Source organism: Aeromonas sp. PS2Canimalfood6 (assembly GCF_048276795.1).
GTDB classification, from domain to species: domain Bacteria; phylum Pseudomonadota; class Gammaproteobacteria; order Enterobacterales; family Aeromonadaceae; genus Aeromonas; species Aeromonas caviae.
On sequence record NZ_JBLUXC010000036.1, the window covers coordinates 1 to 19,875 of the forward strand.

Annotated in this window: 15 protein-coding genes; 7 read left to right on the forward strand and 8 right to left on the reverse strand. The window is 63.3% G+C overall.

What is annotated here, in order from left to right; translation table 11 throughout:
* The first annotated feature begins 113 nt into the window (after positions 1–113).
* Positions 114–1,418 (forward strand): sigma-54 dependent transcriptional regulator, encoded by a 1,305-nt coding sequence (locus ACNPAA_RS14285; protein ID WP_290437241.1) that lies wholly within the window; start codon positions 114–116, stop codon positions 1,416–1,418.
* 98 nt (positions 1,419–1,516) lie between these two features.
* On the opposite strand, the gene ybaL is transcribed toward ACNPAA_RS14285, so the two are convergent.
* Both ybaL and ggt read right to left on the reverse strand, forming a co-directional pair.
* On the reverse strand, positions 1,517–3,148 hold the full coding sequence (gene ybaL / locus ACNPAA_RS14290) for a YbaL family putative K(+) efflux transporter (protein ID WP_043155825.1): 1,632 nt from the start codon (positions 3,146–3,148) through the stop codon (positions 1,517–1,519).
* 374 nt (positions 3,149–3,522) lie between these two features.
* Positions 3,523–5,304: a gamma-glutamyltransferase gene (gene ggt / locus ACNPAA_RS14295; RefSeq protein WP_052814879.1), complete on the reverse strand. Its 1,782-nt coding sequence runs from the start codon at positions 5,302–5,304 to the stop codon at positions 3,523–3,525.
* 112 nt (positions 5,305–5,416) lie between these two features.
* Between ggt and ACNPAA_RS14300 the strand changes: the two genes are divergently transcribed.
* Positions 5,417–6,034: an arylesterase gene (locus ACNPAA_RS14300; RefSeq protein WP_069651678.1), complete on the forward strand. Its 618-nt coding sequence runs from the start codon at positions 5,417–5,419 to the stop codon at positions 6,032–6,034.
* 168 nt (positions 6,035–6,202) lie between these two features.
* Here the strand turns inward: ACNPAA_RS14300 and rdgC are convergent, their stop codons facing one another.
* Positions 6,203–7,114 (reverse strand): recombination-associated protein RdgC, encoded by a 912-nt coding sequence (rdgC, locus tag ACNPAA_RS14305; RefSeq protein WP_010673564.1) that lies wholly within the window; start codon positions 7,112–7,114, stop codon positions 6,203–6,205.
* A 179-nt stretch (positions 7,115–7,293) separates the two neighbouring features.
* On the opposite strand from rdgC, the gene ACNPAA_RS14310 reads away from it, so the two are divergent.
* From ACNPAA_RS14310 to ACNPAA_RS14320, 3 genes are all read left to right on the forward strand, one after another.
* The gene (locus tag ACNPAA_RS14310) at positions 7,294–7,722 is read left to right on the forward strand and encodes a GNAT family N-acetyltransferase (RefSeq protein WP_171865653.1); all 429 of its coding nucleotides are present in this window, start codon (positions 7,294–7,296) and stop codon (positions 7,720–7,722) included.
* Between the two features lie 110 nt (positions 7,723–7,832).
* Complete coding sequence (locus ACNPAA_RS14315; RefSeq protein ID WP_201871321.1) at positions 7,833–9,059, forward strand: exonuclease SbcCD subunit D; 1,227 nt, start codon at positions 7,833–7,835, stop codon at positions 9,057–9,059.
* Complete coding sequence (locus ACNPAA_RS14320) at positions 9,056–12,811, forward strand: AAA family ATPase (RefSeq protein ID WP_417891835.1); 3,756 nt, start codon at positions 9,056–9,058, stop codon at positions 12,809–12,811. The genes ACNPAA_RS14315 and ACNPAA_RS14320 overlap by 4 nt, the downstream gene beginning before the upstream one ends.
* 81 nt (positions 12,812–12,892) lie before the next feature.
* Here the strand turns inward: ACNPAA_RS14320 and ACNPAA_RS14325 are convergent, their stop codons facing one another.
* From ACNPAA_RS14325 to cysK, 5 genes are all read right to left on the reverse strand, one after another.
* The gene (locus ACNPAA_RS14325) at positions 12,893–13,438 is read right to left on the reverse strand and encodes a cytochrome b (RefSeq protein WP_010673568.1); all 546 of its coding nucleotides are present in this window, start codon (positions 13,436–13,438) and stop codon (positions 12,893–12,895) included.
* 254 nt (positions 13,439–13,692) lie between these two features.
* Entirely contained in the window at positions 13,693–14,202 is a 510-nt protein-coding gene (gene crr, locus ACNPAA_RS14330) for a PTS glucose transporter subunit IIA (RefSeq protein WP_010673569.1), read from the reverse strand.
* Positions 14,203–14,245: 43 nt separating this feature from the next.
* Positions 14,246–15,973 carry a phosphoenolpyruvate-protein phosphotransferase PtsI gene (gene ptsI, locus ACNPAA_RS14335; protein ID WP_041213301.1) on the reverse strand — a complete coding sequence of 576 codons (1,728 nt, stop codon included), beginning with the start codon at positions 15,971–15,973 and terminating at the stop codon, positions 14,246–14,248.
* Positions 15,974–16,017: 44 nt separating this feature from the next.
* The gene (locus tag ACNPAA_RS14340) at positions 16,018–16,275 is read right to left on the reverse strand and encodes an HPr family phosphocarrier protein (protein ID WP_005303128.1); all 258 of its coding nucleotides are present in this window, start codon (positions 16,273–16,275) and stop codon (positions 16,018–16,020) included.
* 443 nt (positions 16,276–16,718) lie between these two features.
* Entirely contained in the window at positions 16,719–17,687 is a 969-nt protein-coding gene (gene cysK, locus ACNPAA_RS14345) for a cysteine synthase A (RefSeq protein WP_010673571.1), read from the reverse strand.
* A gap of 163 nt (positions 17,688–17,850) precedes the next feature.
* Between cysK and ACNPAA_RS14350 the strand changes: the two genes are divergently transcribed.
* Positions 17,851–18,693, forward strand: a complete 843-nt coding sequence (locus ACNPAA_RS14350; protein ID WP_279955972.1) for an AAA family ATPase — start codon at positions 17,851–17,853, stop codon at positions 18,691–18,693.
* A gap of 3 nt (positions 18,694–18,696) precedes the next feature.
* Positions 18,697–19,860, forward strand: coding sequence for a vWA domain-containing protein (locus ACNPAA_RS14355; protein ID WP_043155833.1), 1,164 nt, complete (start codon positions 18,697–18,699; stop codon positions 19,858–19,860).
* Positions 19,861–19,875: the final 15 nt, after the last annotated feature.

Below are 19,875 nucleotides of genomic sequence, written 5' to 3' on the forward strand. Positions count from 1 at the left end.
ATTGATAATAGTCATGGCTTCGGGCGTGTCGGTTTTTTTTTGCGATTAAATCAGATCACAAACGAAGCCTTTTTTCTATCTATTTCAATTGGTTGTAGCTAAAGATCCTGTACATGATGACAGAAACGGCATTGTTGCTCATCAATTCATGTGCCGTACTGGAAAGCCTGCTGGAACAAGGCGAGTGGCAGGTGGAGCAGGCAAGCTCCCTGGTGGTGGCAGAGAAAAAACTGCAGGAAAAGGACTATCCCCTGGTGCTGGTGGTGATCGAGCATCAGCAGCACGAAGCCCTCTACAACCTGATAGCGCAGCACTCCGGCGCCTTGTGGATCGGCCTCATCCAGCGGGACTGTCTCGCCAGCGAAGCCCTTCGCAATTTGCTGGCAGCCTGTTTTCATGATTTTCACACCTTTCCCCTGGACAGAGACAGGCTCTCCCACAGCCTGGGACATGCCCTGGGGATGGCGCGCCTCATCCGGCGACACCGCCCCCGACTGCAACCCCAGCTGCGTTTCATCCAGGGGGAGAGCGCCCCCATCCGCCAGTTGCGCGACCAGATCGTGCGGTTGCAGCATTGCCGCCTGCCCGTACTGGTGACGGGACCGAGCGGCACGGGCAAGGAGCTGGTGGCCCGGGAGCTGCACTACAGCACGTTCGGGGAGGAGAGCCCCTTCGTCGCGGTCAATTGCGGGGCCATGCCCCATCAGCTCATCCAGTCCGAGCTGTTCGGCCACGTCAAGGGGGCCTTCACCGGGGCACAGCACCACAAGATAGGCAAGATAGAGGCCGCCGATGGCGGCACCCTGTTTCTCGACGAGATAGGGGAGTTGCCACTGGAGGATCAGGCAACCCTGCTGCGCTTCTTGCAGGAGCAGTGCATAGAGGCGGTGGGCAGCCACCTGACGCGTCGTGTGGATGTGCGGATCATCGCGGCCACCAATATCGATGTGGAGCAGGCGGTGGCCAGCGGCGGATTTCGCATGGATCTCTACTACCGGCTCAACGTGGTGCGCCTGCGCACCCCGGCCTTGTGCGAGCGGGCGGAAGACATCCAGCTCCTTGCCGATGACATTCTGGCGGAAGTGCGGGGCGGGCGGGTGCTCAGCTTCACCCGCAAGGCGCGCCAGGCCATGCAGTCCTATGGCTGGCCGGGGAATGTGAGGGAGCTGCGCAACCGGGTTCAGCGGGCGGTGGTCATGTGCAGCGGCCCCTTCATCGAAGCCGATGACATGGAGCTGACCAACATGGACAGCCTGCTGCTCGACGGCTCGCTCAAGGCGGTGCGCGAAGCGGCGGAGCGTCAGGCCTTGCAACGGACGCTGGCCCGCTTCCCCGATCAGCTCGAGGAGGTGGCCCGCACGCTCGACATCTCCCGGGCCACCCTCTATCGCCTGCTGGACAAGCACGATCTGCTGTGAGGGGACGGCAGTATCGCCCCGTCATGCAAAAAGCCCGGGCAGCAGGCCCGGGCTTCTTGTCTGGCCCCGTCGTGGGGACTCGTTACTTCCGATGAGCTTCAGGCCATCTCCATGGCGAGGTGACAGAGTCGCCGCGCAGCCTCCTCCTCGCTCTTGACCACCTGATGCACGCCGCGCACGCGCAGATGATGCACCTCCTCGTGCTGGTGGGCACAGGCGGCGATGCGCATCAGGGCGCCGTATTCCTGCGCCCTGATGGCTATCTCACCGGCCAGCAGGCTGTCATCCAGGGTGATCAGCAGCCAGCTGGCGTTGGGCAGCGCCGCCGTCAGCAGATCCTGCTGGATGGGATGGCCCGCCAGACAGGTGATCCCCATGGCGCGCCAGGGGGCCAGCAGTCGCTCGTCGGTGTCGATCACCACCATCTCCCTGCCTTGTTCATGCAACTGCCGAATGAGGTGCTGGCCTATCTCGTCGGCGCCCACTACCACCACATGGCCCTGCAAGGGGCAGAGGTGAGGTGACCCATCGGTGCGTGGTTCGGGATGGCGCCTCAGCCAGCGCTCCACCTGGTTGAAGACCAGCGGATTGAGCACGATGGAGAAACAGGCGCCGACCAGCACCAGATCCCGGGCGACCCCGGGGACCAGCTCGAGCATGACCCCGAGACCCATCAGGATGAAGGAGAACTCCCCCACCTGGGCCAGGCTGGCGGAGATGGTCAGCGCCGTGCGCTGGCTGTGGCCAAAGAGCCGCACGATGGCGAAGGCGGCCACGGATTTGCCGATCACGATGACGAACAGGGTGGCCAGCACGGCCAGGGGCTCGCGCAGCAGTATGACGGGGTCGAACAGCATGCCCACGGAGACGAAGAAGAGCACGGCGAAGGCGTCCTGCAGGGGCAGGGTGTCGTTGGCCGCCTTGTGGCTCAGATGTGAGCTGTTCATCACGACGCCGGCGAAGAAGGCGCCGAGGGCAAAGGAGACGCCAAACAGCTTGACGGCGCCAAAAGCGATGCCCAGGGAACAGGAGAGGACGGCCAGGGTGAACAGCTCGCGGGAGCCGGTGGCGGCGGTGCGGGCCAGCAGCCAGGGGATGAGGCGTCGCCCTCCGATGACCATCAGGGCGATGAAGGCAGCCACCTTGGCCAGGGTCAGGCCGATATCCGCCATCACCTGGGCCGGGGTCAGTGCCTCGCCCCCCTGCTGCAGGTTGGCGAGGATGGGGAGCAGTACCAGGGCCAGCACCATCACCAGATCCTCCACGATGAGCCAGCCGATGGCGATGCGTCCCTCGTTGGTGTCGAGCTGGCCGCGGCTCTCCAGGGCGCGCAGCAGCACCACGGTACTGGCGGTGGAGAGGGCCAGGCCAAACACCAGGCCGGCGGTCACGGTCCAGTCGAGCAGTTGGGAGAGGCCAAGGCCGAGCAGGGTCGCAAGCGTTATCTGGACGATGGCTCCCGGGATGGCGATGTGTTTCACCGACAGCAGGTCTTTCACGGAAAAATGCAGGCCGACACCAAACATCAGCAGGATGACGCCGATTTCGGCCAGCTCGGGGGCGAGCCGCAGGTCGGCGACATAGCCCGGCGTAAAGGGGCCGCATACCACGCCGGCCGCGAGGTAGCCCACCATGGGGGAGATGCGCAGGCGGCTTGCCAGCATGCCGAAGAGGTAGGCCAGCACGAGGCCGCCTACCAGGGTGGTGATAAGGGGGAGTGAGTGGTCCATGTCGTCACCTCGCTAATGGCAGTCAGGGGCTACCAGATCACCCGAAGGTGAAGAGGGCAGCTGTCAATGAGCAGGGGGCGAAAGAGACAGAAGTTGGCCGTATCAAGGGGAAATCTTGAGGGCAACAGATGCCGTTTCTATTGAAAAGTAATGCATTTATATGCCATGAGCAACACTGTTCCAGTTTTTGCGTTGGTTTTGATGAAAAGCATCTTTAATGCATTGCGATTGGGTGAAAAGAGTGTGCAGTTAAAGAAAAATTGGCAGGAATAATCAATCGATGATGATATCGGGAGGCAAGGGAGAACACCTATGAGCACACGGCATGGAGGAGGCTGGCCTCCTCCATGGTGAACGAGGGTGCTGAAGGGGCATCACTCCCCCCTGGCGACCCCCTCACGTCTGGGGTCTGCGGCCCCCAGCCAGCCGCCGGCATGGCGCTGGACGCCCTGCAGCCCGGAGGTCTGCTCGTTAAGCAGGACCTCGTGCCCTCTGGCCTTGAGCCCCTGGACCACGGTATCGGGCGTGCGCCCCTGCTCCAGCTCGGTGGGGCCGTTGCGACTGCCGAAATTGGGCAGGTTGATGGCCTGCTGCAGGTCGAGCCCCCAATCCTGGGTGCCGAGCAGCGCCTTGCCCACGTAGTTGATGATGGCCGAGCCTCCCGGGGATCCCAGGCTCATCTCCAGCTCGCCGCTTGCCTTGTCAAACACCAGCAGGGGAGACATGGAGGAGCGGGGGCGCTTGCCGGGCTCCACCCGGTTGGCCACCGGCAGGCCGGCGGCGTCCACCGAGGTGAAGGAGAAGTCGGTGAGCTGGTTGTTCAGCAGGTAGCCGTTGACCATCAGCCGCGAGCCGAAGCCATCCTCGATGGAGCTGGTCATGGCCACCGCCATGCCGCTCTTGTCCACGATGGAGATGTGGCTGGTGGAGGGCAGCTCCGGGGTGGCGTCCCGGCCCCTGGCCAGCGCCCGGGGCGGGTTGCCGGGCTGGGCGACGCCCATGGAGCGGTTGCCGATAAGGTGCCCCCGCTGCGCCAGATAGCCCTTGTCCAGCAGGCCTGTCACCGGCACGTCGACGACGTCGCCGTCGGCCACGTACTGGTTGCGATCGGCGAAGGCGAGGCGTGCCGCCTCGCTGTAGAGGTGAATGGCCTCGCTGGAGGCGGCCAGTTGGCCCTGCTCCCCCTGTACCGGTTTGAGGGCGGCCATGTCCCGGCTCTCCAGCATGCCGAAAATCTGGCCAAGGGCGATGGTGCCGGAGGAGGGGGTCGGGAAGCCGCAAATCTCGCTCTGGCGATAGTCAAAGCAGAGCCCGTCCCGCAACTTGGCCCGGTAGCTGGCGAGATCGGCGGCGCTCAGCACCCCGGGGTTGGTCGGGTGGGCGTGCACCTTGGCCACCATGGCCTCGGCCAGCGGGCCGCGATAGAAGGCGTCGGGGCCGTCGCTTGCCAGGGTACGCAGCACCCTGGCCAGGGCCGGGTTGGTGAGCCGGGTACCGGCCGTCTTGGGAGTGCCGTCCGCCTGATAGAAGTAGGCACGGGCGTCCGGATCCCCGGCCAGATAGGGATCTTTTGCCAGCAGGGTGGCGAGGCGGGGGCTTATCACGAACCCTTGCTCCGCGAGGGTGATGGCGGGTTCGAACAGCGTGGCCCAGGGCAGCTTGCCATAGCGCTCGTGCGCCAGGGCCAGGGCACGCACCGTGCCGGGGGCGCCGACGGAGCGCCCGCCCACCACCCCCTCATAGAAGGCCATGGGTTTGCCCTCCTTCATGAAGAGCTGATCGGTGGCAGCGGCGGGGGCTGTCTCCCGGCCATCCACCGCCGCCACCTGCTTGCCGTCCCACACCAGCATGAGGGAGCCGCCGCCGATGCCCGAGGATTGGGGCTCCACCAGGGTCAGCACTAGCTGGACGGCGATGGCTGCATCGACGGCGCTGCCCCCCGCCTTGATGATCTGGTAGCCCGCGTCCACCGCCAGCGGGTTGGCCGCCGCCACCATGAAGTCACGGCCCTGCCAGCCCGGTTTGTCAATCCAGCCGCTGGCCGCCTCCGGGGCGATCAGGGTCTGGGGAGGAGGGACATAGTGAAAGCCATCCTGGGAGGCGCAGCCGCCAAGCAGGCCGAGGGCGACCAGCAGGCCGAGGGGTTTGAGGGACATGACAGGCTCCTTGTCGGTTTCTTGTTCACCTGCCGAAATGTGTCACACTTGGAGCTTGATTAAAAGTTTGTCTTAATACTCATATGGTTACAAAACTATCAAGGAGGCGCTCATGACACACCGGGGGACGCTGGCGAAACCTTGCATGGCGGGGCTGCTCTGCCTGTTGCTGACGGCCTGCGGGGAGCCGACCTTCAGACCGCTGGCCCAGGGGGAGACCCTGCTCGCCTTCGGGGACAGTCTGACCGAGGGGCGCGGGGTGAGCCCGTCCCAAAGCTACCCCAGCGTGCTGGCGAACCTGAGCGGCCATCCCGTGGTCAATGGCGGGGTGTCCGGAGAGCTGAGCCAGGCCGGTAGGGCCCGCCTGCCCGGGTTGCTGGCCCGGCACAGACCCGCTCTGGTCATCCTGCTGGAGGGGGGCAACGACATCCTGCGTGGCAGCGGGGAGGCGGCCCTCAAGGCCAATCTCGCCGCCATGATAGAGGCGGTGCAGGGGAGCGGGGCCCAGATCCTGCTTGTCGGGGTGCCCCGAAAATCCCTGTTTGCCGATGGCGCTCCCCTCTACGAGGAGCTGGCAGAGCAGTACGGGCTGGTGCTGGACAACGACAGCATCGGCGAGTTGCTGCGAGACCCGGCCCTGAAATCCGATGCGGTGCATTTCAATGCCGAGGGTTACCGCACCCTGGCGCAGCGACTTCATCGACTGTTGCAGGAAAGGGGGGCGCTCTAGCGAGGTTTCATGCTGCCGGGGCAGTGCGCCATGCTGCCGCAATCAATGGGGTCAGGGTATTGCGCGGCGGCGCTACCCCGGAGGGGGCCAGCCCGTGGCGACGATGCCGATGGAGATGAAAAAACCGCCGTGAAGGCGGTTTTTTGCAATCAGGCTGAGCCAATTTGCTTAGATGGACTGCTCTTCACCGCCCAGGGCGGCAAACAGGGCCGGGATGAACTGGGAGAGCTCGGCGGTGACCAGGGCGAAGTCGGCGTCCAGGCGGGCGGCGGGATCTTCACTGGTGACGTCGTCGTTTTGCTCGCGCAGCTCTTCGCTGAACTTGAGGCGCTTGATGGAGAGATCATCCCCCAGCACGAAGCTCAGGGTTTCGCCCCAGTTGAGGGCCAGCTTGGTCACCAGCTTGTCGTTGGCCAGGTGATTCTTGATCTCCTCGCTCATCAGATCCTGCTGCTTGCAGCGGATGATGCCGCCGTGCTCCATGGCGCTGCGCAGCTCGGCTTCGTCCTCCAGGGTGAAGGCGGCGGGCAGGTTGCCCTCATTGAGCCACTCGGTCATGGTGATCTCGGGCGGGTTCTTGAGGGCCACCGGCACTACCGGCAGGGAGCCGATGGATTTGCGCAAGAGCGCCAGCAGATCGTCCGCCTTCTTGGCGGAGCCTGCATCCACCACCATCAGGTTGTCGGCAGGGTTTATCCAGGCGAAGGTCTGGCTGGTGCGGCTGAAGGCGCGGGGCAGCAGGGTGTGCATGATCTCCTCTTTCAGCGCCTCCTTCTCTTTCTTCTTGAGGGCGCGGCCCTGCTCGAATTCAATGGCCTCTACCTTCTCCGCCAGCATCTCCTTGACCACGGTACCGGGCAGCATCTTCTCTTCCTTGCGAGCGCACAGCAGGATGTGGCCAGAGGCGGCGTGGGTCAGGGTGGAGCCGAATTTGCCAAGGGGCTTGACCCACCCGAACCGGGAGATGTCCTGGCTGCCGCACGGGGTGAAGGCGCAGGCTTCCAGCTGGGTTTCCAGCTGCTCAACGGTCAGGTCGAAGGGGCGGGTAAAGCGGTAAATCTGCAGGTTTTTAAACCACATGGCGTCCTCGGTCTCTAGATTGTCCGGCGGGCATTGTACTAGAGAGGCGCTTTGTGATCAGCCAATCATTCTCGCTAAATAAAGGGCGATCGACCTCACAGGGCCCCACCTTGATCCCCCGGGAGCGGGCCCAACTCCCCTAGACTGCGAGTGTTCACATTGCTGACAAGGAGGCGACCATGTTGAGACAGAGTCGGCCGGAAGACATGGAAGAGATCGTCGAAATCTGGCTCCTGGCCTCCCTGCAGGCCCACGATTTCGTCGATGCCTCCTGCTGGTGGCAGACTCAGGAGGAGCTGCGTACCCGCTACCTTGATGACGCCCGCATCTGGGTGTTCGAGGAGCGAGGGGACCTGCTCGGCTTCATGGCGCTGGTGGATGATTACCTGGCTGCACTCTTCGTGCGCCCCGATAGGCAGGGGCGGGGGGTGGGGCACGCCCTGTTGCAGGAAGCCAGATCCAGATGTGCCGAGCTGCATACCCGGGTCTTCGTGGAGAACGAGCCTGCGGTGCGTTTCTACCGCCGCCACGGCTTTGAAATCGGGGGGGAGGTGCCCGATCCCCTCACCGGTCATCTTCAGTACCAGATGCATTACCAAGCCGTCTGAATCTGACGTCTGGGGCTGCCCCGGTTGAAAACGGGGGGCTCCATCCTCATCTTGTTTCCATCCCGGGGCGCCCTCGCCCCCGCTCTCTTCTCCTTATCGAGCCGTTTTCCATGAAGATCCTGCACACCGCCGACTGGCACCTCGGTCATCAGCTTCACGGCCACGACCGCCGCTTCGAACACGACGCCTTCCTCGACTGGTTGGCCGACACCATCAAGACCCGCGACATCGATGCCCTGCTGGTGGCGGGCGATCTGTTCGACACCGCCAACCCTCCCGCCAGCGCCTGGCAGCAGCTCTACCGCTTCCTGGCACGGCTGCGGGCCGAGCACCCGGCACTGGAGATGGTGCTCATCGGCGGCAACCACGACTCCCCCTCCAAGCTGGATGCCCCCCACGAGCTGCTGCGCGCCTTCGACCTGCATCTGGTGGGTAGCATCAGTCGGGACGACGAGGGGCGCCTCGAGACCGAGCGCCTGCTGGTGCCGCTGCGAGGCAAAAACGGCGAGGTGGCCGCCTGGTGCGCCGCCGTGCCGTTTCTGCGCAGCAGCGATCTGCGCCCCGACGGGCTCAGGGAGGGGCAGGACAGACTCATCGAAGGGGTACGCCAGGTCTATGAGGCGGTGCTGAGCGAGGGGCGGGTGCGCTGCCATCCGGATCAGGCCCTCATCGCCATGGGCCACGCCTATCTGGCGGCGGGCCAGCTCTCCGAGCTCTCCGAGCGGCGGGTGCTTGGCGGCAACCAGCATGCCCTGCCTGCCGAGCTGTTTGCCGCCGCCGACTACACGGCGCTGGGCCATCTGCACCTGGCGCAGAGCCCGGCCGAGGGAGTGCACTACAGCGGCTCGCCGCTGCCGCTCTCGCTGGCCGAGGCGAACTACAACCATCAGGTGCTGGAGGTGACGTTTGAGGGGGGCAAGCTGGCCCGCCTTGAGCGGATCCCGGTGCCCCGCGCGGTGGAGATGATCCGCCTGCCCCAGAGCGGCCTCGACGAGGCGCTCCAGGCCATCGAGGTGCTGGCGCTGCCCGCTTGCCCGCAGCAGGCGCAGCCCTTCCTCGAGGTGCGGCTGCTGCTGCCCAAACCCGAGGCCCGCATCCGCGAGCGCGTACTGGCCGCCATCGGCGACAAGCCGGTGCGCCTGGCCCGCATCACGACCAGTTATCAGGGCTCGGGCCTGGGGCTGGCGGATGGTGCCGGCCAGCGCAGGCTCGATGAGCTCTCCCCCACCGAGGTGTTTCGCCTCTGCTATCAGCGTCAGTTCGACGGGGAGCCGGAGGCCGAGCTGGTGGCGTCGTTTGAAGAGATCCTGGAGCAGGTGAAGGAGTCCAGCCAATGAAAATCTTGTCGCTGTCAGGGGAGAATCTGGCCAGCCTGACCGGTCAATTCACCATCGATTTTGCCGGTGGCGCCCTGGGGGCCGCCGGCCTGTTTGCCATCACCGGCAATACCGGCGCGGGCAAGAGCACCCTGCTCGATGCCATCTGTCTGGCGCTCTACGACGAGATGCCGCGCTTTATCGCCAATCGCAAGAACGTGGCCGAAGTGGGCCGCATGGATGACGAGGAGAAGCTCAAGGCCAATGACGTGCGCGGCATCCTCAGCCGCGGCCACGCCAGCGGTTTTGCCGAGGTGCAGTTTCGCGGCTGTGACGGCCGCATCTGGCTGGCCCGCTGGGCGGTGCGCCGGGCCCGCAACCGCGCCGAGGGGCGCTTTCAGGCCCAGGAGCGCAGCCTGACCGACGTGGCGTCGGGCCAGGTGTTCAGTGGCAGCAAGCGGGAGCTGCAGGATCGCATCGACGAGCTGGTGGGGCTCTCCTGGGAGCAGTTTCGCCGCGCCGTCATCCTGCCGCAGGGGGAGTTTGCCGCCTTCCTCAAGTCGAGCGCCGACGAGCGTTCGGCCCTGCTCGAACGGATGACCGGCACCGAGCTCTACTCCGCTATTTCGGTCCAGACCCATGAGCGGGCGCGGGAGGAGCAGCAGAAACTGGCTGCCATCAGCCAGCGGCTCGGCGACGTGGCACTGATGGACGAGGTGACCCGCGAGCAGTGGGTGAGCCAGCAGGTCAACCTCGCCACCAGCCTCAAACACGAGCAGCAGCAACAGCAGCTGATGCAGTATTTGCGCGATCTCAACGGCCGCATCGCCGCCCAGCAGCAGGCCTGTGAGGAGGGGGAAGTGGCTCTTGCCGCAGCCGAGGCGGCCCACGGTGCGGCCGCCCCCGAGCGCGAGGAGTTCGCCCGCGCTGAGCAAGCCCAGGTGGCCCGCGCGGATCACGACGAACTGGCTCGCCTCACCCTGGAGGTGCAGCAGCAGGAGAAGGCGCAGGCCGAGCTTGGCCCTGAACTTGGCAAGCTGGAGGAGAAGACCCAGCAGAGCGCCCTCACCGAACAGCAACTGCTGGCGGAGAAGATCGCCGCCGAGCGCGAGTGGGGCGCCCTGCAGCCTGAACTCAAACGGGCGCAGGAGCTCGACACCCGCATTCGGGAAAAGCAGCAGCAACTGCAGAAGATCCAGCAGGAGGGGGCGCAGGAGCGGGAGGTGCAGCTCACCCTGGAGCAGGGCTGGCGCCAGCAGTGCCAGCAGGTGGAGCAGCTCAAGGGCCAGCACCAGCAGTGGGGTGCCTGGCTTGAGGAGCACAAGGAGCTGGCGCCGGTGGCCCGCCAGTGGCAGCCCCTGCTCACCGCCATGCAGGATTGGGCCGAGGATGCCGACAGGCTGCAGCAACTGCTCACCCTGCGCGAACACAAGCTGCGCGCCCTCAGGCAGTTGCAACATCAGCTGGAGCAGGGGCAGCAGGAGCGCGACTATTGGCAGCGCGAGCAGGAGCGACTGCAGCAGCAACAGCACGAGCTGCAGGAGCAGCAGTGGGAGGGGCGTCTGGCCAAGGCGCAGGAGCAGTGGCAAGGGCAGACTGAGCAGCTGGGCCAGCTGCGCCAGCTGTTGGAGCTGGCGGACTATGGCCGCAATCACGGTGAGCAGCATGGTCGCCTGCAGCAGGAGATCGCCCAGCTGGAGCAGGCGCTCGGCAAGCTGGCCATCCTCGGCGACGAGCTGACGCCGGCCCGCGAGCGGCTCGCCCTGCAACGGGACGAGGCGCGCCATGCGCTGGAGCAGTCCCGCGCCATCGCCAGTTTCGAGCAGCATCGCCACATCCTGCGCGACGGTGAACCTTGCCCGCTCTGCGGCGCCGAGGAGCACCCCTATCACCAGAGCCAGCCACAGGTGGCCGGCATTCTGGGGCAGTTGGCGGAGCGCGTCCGCAGCCTGGAGCTCGAGTGGGAGCGGCTCAATCACCAATACATTCAGTGCGAGAGCGAGCGCCAGGAGCTGGCCCGCCAGCTGGCGGTGCGCCAACAGCATCTGCCTGAGCTGGAGACGCGCGCCGAGCAGCTGACCCAGCGCTGGCAGCAGCTCGGCGGTGCCGAGCTGCTGGGCCATCCGTTGCCGCTACGTCAGAGCCCGATCGAGTGGAACGAATTGATGAGTACCCTGCTCGGTCGCGGCCAGAGTCTGGAGCAGGGGCTGGTCCGCAGCCAGCAGCAACTGCGCGAGGCCCAGCAGGGGCAGCAGCAGTTGCAGGCCGTGCGCCAGCAGCTGAGTCAGCTGGCCAGCCAGCACCAGCAGTTCGAGCAGCAGTGGCAGGAGGCCGACCGCCAGCGCATCGCCCTGGAAGGGGAGGTGAAGGGGATGGGCGAGCAGGAAACGACCCTGCGCCAGCGCCTTGAGCAGGGGGGCAGCCGGCTCGACGAGCAGATGGGAGGCCAGCCCTGGCGTCAGTGGCTGGGCAGCCAGCAGTGGCATGAGTGGCAGCGGGCCTGCGAGGCCTGGCTGCACGGCCAGAGCGAGTGGGAGCGGCTGACCGGCGAGATTGCCAGCCTCACCCCGGCCCTGAGCGCCCAGGAGGCACGCCTGCAGACCCAGCGCGAGCTGCTGCACAAGCTCGAGCGCGACTACAAGGAGCACGAACAGCAACGGCAGGGGCTGGTCACCAGCCGTGCCACCTGTCTGGGGGGCGAGGAGATTGCCTTGGTCGAGAGCCGCTGGCAGCAGCGGCTGCAGCAGCTGGCGAGCGAGCTGGAGACGATGCAGGGGGCGGCCCGCGCCCTGCGCGAGCGCCAGACCGAGCTCAAGACCCGTCTCAGCCATCTGGAGCAGGAGAAGCAGGTGAGCAGCCGTCGGCGACGGGAGGTGCTGGGGCGCTGGGCTGCCCACGCCAGCAGCCTCGGCATCGCCGAATATGACCTGCGCCGCCTGCTGGCCATGAGCCCGGATGAGCTCAAGGGGCGCCGCGCCGCCTTGCAGGCGCTGGAGGATGCCCGCGCCGAGGCGCGTACCCGTTTGACCGAGCGGCAGCGGGCGCTGGCACTGGAGGAGAGCAAGCGGGATCGTTACCGCGAGCATCACCCCGAGCTGGCCGCGTTGGCGCCGCCGGAGCTCGACAGCCGGCTGACGGCGCTGGAGGCGCACTGCCGCGCTCTCGACGAGCAGTTGTTCCAGTGCAAGAGCACGCTGGCCCAGGCCGAGGCGGCGGCCCTCAAGGCGGGCACCTTGCAGGAGGCGCTGGCTGCCCAGCAGGCGGTGTCGGATCACTGGCAGCGCCTCTGTGACCTTATCGGCTCGGCCAGCGGCGCCAAGCTGCGCACCTTCGCCCAGAGCCTCACCCTGGAGCGGCTGCTGCTGGAGGCCAACGCCCAGCTCGCCGAGCTCTCCCCCCGCTATCGGCTGGAGCGAGTGCCCGGCACCGATCTGGCGCTGCAGGTGGTGGATCTCGACATGGGGGATGAGGTGCGTTCGGTGGATTCCCTCTCCGGCGGTGAAAGCTTCCTGGTGTCGCTGGCGCTGGCGCTGGCCCTATCCAGCCTGTCGTCGCGCCAGACCCAGGTCGAATCGCTGTTCATCGACGAAGGCTTCGGCACCCTCGACCCCGACAGCCTGGATCTGGCGCTTGCCAGCCTCGATTCCCTGCAGGCGGCCGGTCGCCAGATCGGGGTCATCTCCCACGTGCAGACCCTGGTGGAGCGGATCGGCGTGCAGGTGCGGGTGGAGGCCCTCGGTGGCGGCGAAAGCCGGGTGGTATTGCCCGGCTGACGACGTGTCGCCCATGGCCCTCCATGAACAAAAAGGCCTCTGTCACAGGGGCCTTTTTGTTGGTGTGCAACTCGTTGCTGGTTATTTGCGCTCGGGCAGCATATTGGTCAGGGTGTTGTCCTTGAGCACATGGTGGTGGTAGATGGCTGCCGCCGCGTGCAGGGCAATCAGGGCATAGCCAATGTTGGCCAGCGTCTCGTGCAACTCCTTGATGGTGCCCTTCAGGCCGTCGTCGGGCGCGATGAGGGCGGGGAGCGCCAGGCCGAAGAAGGGGATGGGCTTGCCGCCCGCACTCAGCAGCAGCCAGCCCAGCAGCGGAGTGAGGAGCAAGAAGCCATAGAGCGCCAGGTGGGCGAGCTTGGCCAGCGTGAGCATCAGGGGGGAGAGCTCGGGCACGATACGCGGTGAAGGGCTACCCACGCGCACCAGCAGGCGCACGACCACCAGCGCCAGGATCAGCAGACCCACCATGAAGTGAAACTCCTTCATCAGGTCGCGGCCGGCCGACCCTTTGGGGAAGATGTCCCTGAACTCCATCAGCGCATAGACGGCGATCATCAGCAGCAGGGTCAACCAGTGCAGCCCTATGCTCAGGCTGCCATAACGTTGTTCGGTATTTCTCAGCATCGTTGTCTCCTCGCCACTTAAGCGGTTTATCTCTTTTCATCCCGTCTCATATCGAGCCAAAGGACCCGCAGGTATCCCTCTTGAGGGTACTTGGCTTGCTTATGCCCGTGTTGATCTCGATAACATTTCTGCCTGTTTGCCGTCATGCTGACCTGTGCGGGAGCCCATGGAGTATCGGGAGATGGAAGGGGCAAAAAAAAACCGAAGCACCAGGCTTCGGTTTTTGGCGGTCGCTGGCGTCAGGCCAGGGCGCATTATTTCTTGATGCGGATCACCGGGGTTTCGCCCACGGTCACGGCGCCAGTCATCTTCACCAGCTCTTTGATCTCGTCCATGTTGGAGATGACCACAGGTGTCAGGGTAGACTTGGCTTTGGCTTCCAGAACGGCCAGATCGAACTCGATGATGGTGTCACCGCGCTTGACCTGTTGACCTTCCTGAGCGATACGGGTGAAACCTTCACCCTTCAGCTCGACGGTGTCGATACCGAAGTGAACGAACAGCTCGATACCAGAGTCGGACTCCAGAGAGAACGCGTGGTTGGTCTCGAAGATTTTGCCGATGGTGCCGTCGCACGGAGCAACCATCTTGTTGCCGGCCGGTTTGATGGCGATGCCGTCGCCGACGATCTTCTCGGCGAAGACGACGTCAGGCACATCTTCGATGGGGACGATTTCGCCGGACAGCGGAGCAAAGATTTCGATGCCGCCAGTGTCAGAACTGTCGTCGGAAACCAGTTTCTTCAGTTTGTCGAACAGACCCATAGTAAAAGCTCCTAGAGATGATTGTCGCTGTTTGCAGCCGATCTTAGCAGACTGCCTTCTGCTTAATAAAGTTATCTACGCACGCTTCGATTTCGGCGGCGGTGGCAAAGCTCAGCGCCTGGTCGGCCATGGCCTTCACATCTTCGAAGTTGGTGTTGCGGATAAGCTTCTTGATACGCGGTACAGAGATGGCGCTCATGGAGAACTCATCCAGACCCATACCCAGCAGCAGCAGGGTGGCGCGTTCGTCACCAGCCAGTTCACCGCACATACCGGTCCACTTGCCATTGTCATGGGAAGCGTCGATCACCATCTTGATCAGGGTCAGGACGGAGGGTGACAGCGGGTTGTACATGGCGGAAATCATCTCGTTACCACGGTCGACAGCCAGGGTGTACTGGGTCAGGTCGTTAGTACCGATACTGAAGAAATCCACTTCCTTGGCCAGATGATGAGCCATCACGGCCGCGGCCGGGGTCTCAATCATGATACCCACTTCGATGGATTCATCAAAGGCTTTGCCTTCGGCACGCAGTTCGGCTTTCAGCGTCTCCACGGTAGCCTTCAGGCTGCGGAACTCTTCGACGGAGATGATCATCGGGAACATGATGCGCAGTTTGCCGAAGGCAGACGCACGCAGGATGGCCCGCAGCTGGGCGTGCATGATGTCGGTGCGATCGAAGAAGATACGCACGGCACGCCAGCCCAGGAAGGGATTCATCTCTTTCGGGAAATTCATGTAGGGCAGTTCTTTGTCGCCGCCGATGTCCATGGTACGGACGATGATCGGTTGATCCGGCATGGCTTCGGCCACTTCTTTGTAAGCCTTGAACTGCTCGTCTTCGGTCGGCAGCGCGTCACGGTCCATGAACAGGAACTCGGTACGGTACAGACCCACGCCTTCGGCGCCGTTGCGGATGGCACCTTCGGTGTCCTTGACGGTCCCGATGTTGGCGCACACTTCGACCTGGTGGCCATCCAGGGTGATGGCAGGCAGGTCTTTGAGCTTGGCCAGCTCGTCCTTCTCGGCCTGGAACTGGGCCTGGAACTTCTTGGCTTCGTTCAACTGGTCGGCGGTCGGGTTGATGATGACCTGGTTGTTGATCGCATCCAGCACCAGCATGTCACCGTTCTTGACGCGCTCGGTGATGTCGTTGGTGCCCACGACGGCCGGCAGCTCCAGGGAGCGGGCCATGATGGAGGTGTGGGAGGTACGGCCACCGATGTCGGTGACGAAGCCCAGCACGTATTTCAGGTTGATCTGAGCGGTTTCAGACGGGGTCAGGTCTTTGGCGACCAGGATGACCTCTTCGTCGATGGTGCTCAGGTTGACAACGGCGATGCCCAGTACGTTCTTGACCAGACGGGTGCCGATGTCACGGAAGTCGGTGGCGCGCTCACGCAGATAGGGGTCATCCAGATCGGCCATCATCTTGGCGTACTGTTCGATCACCTCGTGAACGGCTCTGTCGGCAGAGGCCTTGTGTTCTTTGATGAAGGATCTGATATCCCCTTCCAGCTCTTCATCTTCGAGCAGCATGATGTGGCCTTCGAAGATGGCCTCTTTTTCTTCACCGAAGGTGCGACCGGCCATCTCTTTGATGGCTTCCAGCTGTGCGGCTGACTTGGTGCGGGCTTCGAGGAAGCGGTTGATCTCGGCATCAATCTGTTCGGCGGGAATCTTGCCCTGATTGATAACGATTTCATCTTCTTTCAGAAGAAGCGCCTTGCCGAATGCGATACCGGGGGACGCAAGAATGCCAGATATCATAATCCTTCCTATTAAAACGACTGTGGGGGAGGAATAAAGCTGGATTACTCCAGCTCGTCCATCAGGGCAACCAGCTTCTCAACGGCTTTCTGAGCGTCCGGGCCGTCAGCCTGGATGGTCACGTTGGTGCCTTTGGTCAGACCCAGGGTCTGGAGCTTGAACAGGCTCTTGGCGCTGGCGGATTTGCCACCGGAGACCACAGTGATCTCACTTTGGAATTCTTTGGCTTCTTTCACGAACTGAGCTGCAGGACGGGTGTGCAGGCCGTTTTCAGCAGTAATAACAACAGACTTCTCGTACATGGTTTCACCCCATATTATTGATATTGTTTGGAGAGATGGTCGCCAATGAGGCTTCCTGTCTCACCGTGTCAGTATGGATATGTTGTAAAGTAACGAAATCAGACCTGCAATGGTTTAATCCAGGTCAATTTTCTGTGCAGTATTCGGCGTTGTGGCCAGGTATTTTTTCGCTATCAGGCTGCAAGCCGCGTCAGGACTGGCCTGAAATTATTTTATAACGAAAAATAACACTTTGTTACCTTGTGATACCTTGCCAGCAAACACCTCGTGACGCCGCACAGGATATGAGATTTATCACAGAATGTCTGCTTTTTTTGTCATATCCAATTTTGTTATTTTACCCCAAAAAATAAGGGGCCGAGTGGCACTGGTGGCTAGAGAGTTTAGCGCATAATGAAAACGGCGCTCCGAGGAGCGCCGTCGTTTTGGTGTTGGCTGATCAACTACTGCTGCAATTCCTGCTCGCTGAACACACCGGCGAAGAGGGCGCTGGAGAGGTAACGCTCGGCGGCGCTCGGCAGGATGACGACAATCGTTTTCCCTTCGAACTCCGGCTGCTCGGCCAGACGGTTGGCAGCGACCACGGCAGCGCCGGAGCTGATACCGGCCAGGATCCCTTCCTCTTCCATCAGGCGGCGGGCCATCTCGATGGCTTCGTCACTGCTCACCTGCTCGACGCGGTCCAGCAGGCTCAAATCCAGGTTGCCCGGGATGAAGCCGGCGCCGATGCCCTGGATCTTGTGCGGACCCGGTTTGATCTCTTCACCCGCCAGTTTCTGGCTGATGACGGGAGATTCGCTGGGCTCGACCGCCACGGAGACGATGGCCTTGCCTTTGGTCTTCTTGATGTAGCGGGAGACCCCGGTGATGGTGCCGCCGGTACCGACGCCCGCCACGAACACATCCACCTCGCCATCGGTGGCGTCCCAGATCTCGGGGCCAGTGGTCTGCTCGTGGATTTCCGGGTTGGCCGGGTTTTCAAACTGTTGCAGCAGCACGTACTTGCCCGGCTCGGATTCGAGGATCTCGTTGGCCTTGGCGATGGCGCCCTTCATGCCGAGGGGACCTTCGGTCAGTACCAGGTTGGCACCCAGGGCCTTGAGCAGTTTGCGGCGCTCGAGGCTCATGGTGGCCGGCATGGTCAGGGTGATGGGATAGCCGCGGGCCGCAGCCACGAATGCCAGGGCAATGCCCGTGTTGCCGCTGGTGGGCTCGATGATCTCCTTGCCCTTGGTCAGCACGCCGCGTTTCTCGGCATCCCAGATGAGGTTGGCACCGATCCGGCACTTGACGCTGAAGCTTGGGTTGCGGCTCTCGATCTTGGCCAGCACGCGGCCCTTGGTAACACGGTTGAGACGAACAAGCGGGGTGTTGCCTATGGTCTGGCTGTTGTCCTCAAAAATTTTGCTCATGGTGCTATCCCTGTGTTTGTTAAGGCGATGAAACAAGATTACCCTGTGGTTTCTGAATGAGAAGTGACGAATCGTTATAACAATATGTTATTACAACATATAGAACTTATTCTCTCTTGCCGAGGGGGCTCCCGCTGCCTGGGCATCCAATGGAAGGGATCTCATGGGATTTGCAGGAAGCGATCGCTATCTCGCATCACAGGCACTGAAGATGGCCGTCGATGCCGCCATCGTGCTGGAGAAGCCGCTGCTCATCAAGGGTGAACCCGGTACGGGCAAGACAGTGCTGGCGGAGGCGGTAGCCGAATCCCTGGGCGCCGAGCTCATCAGCTGGCACATCAAGTCCACCACCAAGGCCCAGCAGGGGCTCTACGAATACGATGCCGTCGCCCGGCTGCGAGACTCCCAGCTCGGTGACCCCAGGGTAGGGGAGATTGGCCACTACATCCGCCGGGGCAAGCTGTGGCAGGCCTTCAGCGCAGAGCGGCGGCCAGTGCTGCTCATCGATGAAATCGACAAGGCGGACATCGAGTTTCCCAACGATCTGCTGCTGGAGCTGGATCGGATGGAGTTCGATGTTTACGAGACCGGCGAGCGCGTGAAGGCGCGCCAGCGACCCGTGGTCATCATCACCTCCAACAACGAAAAAGAGCTGCCGGACGCCTTCCTGCGCCGCTGTTTCTTCCACTACATCCGCTTCCCCGACAAGGCCGAGATGCAGGCCATCGTCAAGCTCCACTACCCAAACCTCAAGGATCGGCTGCTCGACGAGGCGATGACGCTCTTCTTTGAGCTGCATGCGGTAGAGGGGCTGCGCAAGAAGCCGTCCACCTCCGAGCTGCTGGACTGGATCCGGCTGTTGTTGGCCGACGACATCGCCCCCGAAGCCCTGCGCACCCGTGAGCCGGGCAAACTGGTGCCTGCCCTCTACGGCGCCCTGCTCAAGACCGAGCAGGACCTGCATCTGTTTGAGAAGCTCGCTTTTCTGGCCAGACGCGGCAGCTGACCCATGCTGATCGACTTTTTTACCCATCTGCGCCGTCACAAGCTCCCCTGCAGCCTGCGCGAATTGCTGGATCTCCATGGGGCCTTGGCGGCCGGGCTTGCCAGCCTCGATATGGATGAGTTTTATCTTCTGGCTCGCTGCCTGCTGGTGAAAGACGAGGCGCACCTGGATCGCTTCGATCGCGCCTTCGCCGAGTATTACGAAGAGTTGGCCGTCATCCCCCTGTTGCCGGAGAGCCTGCCTGACGACTGGCTGCGCAAGGAGTTCGAGCGACTGTTAAGCCCGGAGGAGAAGGCGTTGCTCCAATCCCTTGGCGGGCTGGACAAGCTGCTGGCGACCCTCAACCAGCGCTTGAACGAGCAGAAGGAGCGTCACGCCGGCGGCAACAAGTGGGTCGGCACCGGGGGCAGCAGCCCGTTCGGTCACGGCGGCTATCACCCGGAAGGGATCCGCATGGGGGGAGAGGGTCAGCACGGGCGGGCGACCAAGGTGTGGGAAGCGCGCCACTTTCGCAACTTCAGTGACGACTCGCCCCTGGGGCAGCGCGCCATCCAGCTCGCCCTGCGCAAGCTCAGACGCTGGGTGCGCCGGGGCAATCCCGACGAGCTGGATCTCGACGACACCATCCAAAGCTCGGCCAGGCAAGGCTGGCTCGATGTGAAGCTGCGGCCCGAGCGCCACAACGGGGTCAAACTGCTGGTCTTCTTCGACGTAGGGGGCTCCATGGATGCCCATGTGGCCGAGGTGCAGCGCCTCTTTTCGGCCCTGCGCCACGAGTTCAAGCACCTGGTGTTCTTCTATTTTCACAACTGCCTCTACGACTTCGTCTGGCAGGACAATGCCAGGCGCCTTGATGATCGGTTCGATACCCTGCGGCTGCTGCGCACCTACGGCAGCGACTACAGGGTGATGGTGGTGGGGGATGCGAAGATGGGCCCCTATGAAATCACCTGGCCAGGTGGCAGCGTAGAGTACTGGAACGAGGAGCCCGGCCAGGTGTGGCTCGGGCGCCTGCAACAACATTTCCCCAAGATGGTGTGGGTCAATCCGCTGCCAAGGCAGGAGTGGCTGTGGCACCCCTCCATCAAGTTGATGAACGAATTGATCGGCGGGCGGATGCACCCGCTGACCCTGGCGGGTCTGGCTGCGGCCATCGACCAGCTGTGACCCTCTGAACCCTAA

What these genes read in the sequence shown, in the direction of transcription:
- rdgC (WP_010673564.1), bottom strand. Translation starts at nt 7,114, where the DNA reads ATGTGGTTTAAAAACCTGCAGATTTACCGCTTTACCCGCCCCTTCGAC.
- ggt (WP_052814879.1), bottom strand. Translation starts at nt 5,304, where the DNA reads ATGTCCCTCAAACCCCTCGGCCTGCTGGTCGCCCTCGGCCTGCTTGGC.
- ACNPAA_RS14310 (WP_171865653.1), top strand. Translation starts at nt 7,294, where the DNA reads ATGTTGAGACAGAGTCGGCCGGAAGACATGGAAGAGATCGTCGAAATC.
- ACNPAA_RS14300 (WP_069651678.1), top strand. Translation starts at nt 5,417, where the DNA reads ATGACACACCGGGGGACGCTGGCGAAACCTTGCATGGCGGGGCTGCTC.
- ptsI (WP_041213301.1), bottom strand. Translation starts at nt 15,973, where the DNA reads ATGATATCTGGCATTCTTGCGTCCCCCGGTATCGCATTCGGCAAGGCG.
- ACNPAA_RS14320 (WP_417891835.1), top strand. Translation starts at nt 9,056, where the DNA reads ATGAAAATCTTGTCGCTGTCAGGGGAGAATCTGGCCAGCCTGACCGGT.
- ACNPAA_RS14350 (WP_279955972.1), top strand. Translation starts at nt 17,851, where the DNA reads ATGGGATTTGCAGGAAGCGATCGCTATCTCGCATCACAGGCACTGAAG.
- ACNPAA_RS14340 (WP_005303128.1), bottom strand. Translation starts at nt 16,275, where the DNA reads ATGTACGAGAAGTCTGTTGTTATTACTGCTGAAAACGGCCTGCACACC.
- ACNPAA_RS14355 (WP_043155833.1), top strand. Translation starts at nt 18,697, where the DNA reads ATGCTGATCGACTTTTTTACCCATCTGCGCCGTCACAAGCTCCCCTGC.
- crr (WP_010673569.1), bottom strand. Translation starts at nt 14,202, where the DNA reads ATGGGTCTGTTCGACAAACTGAAGAAACTGGTTTCCGACGACAGTTCT.
- ACNPAA_RS14285 (WP_290437241.1), top strand. Translation starts at nt 114, where the DNA reads ATGATGACAGAAACGGCATTGTTGCTCATCAATTCATGTGCCGTACTG.
- ACNPAA_RS14325 (WP_010673568.1), bottom strand. Translation starts at nt 13,438, where the DNA reads ATGCTGAGAAATACCGAACAACGTTATGGCAGCCTGAGCATAGGGCTG.
- ybaL (WP_043155825.1), bottom strand. Translation starts at nt 3,148, where the DNA reads ATGGACCACTCACTCCCCCTTATCACCACCCTGGTAGGCGGCCTCGTG.
- ACNPAA_RS14315 (WP_201871321.1), top strand. Translation starts at nt 7,833, where the DNA reads ATGAAGATCCTGCACACCGCCGACTGGCACCTCGGTCATCAGCTTCAC.
- cysK (WP_010673571.1), bottom strand. Translation starts at nt 17,687, where the DNA reads ATGAGCAAAATTTTTGAGGACAACAGCCAGACCATAGGCAACACCCCG.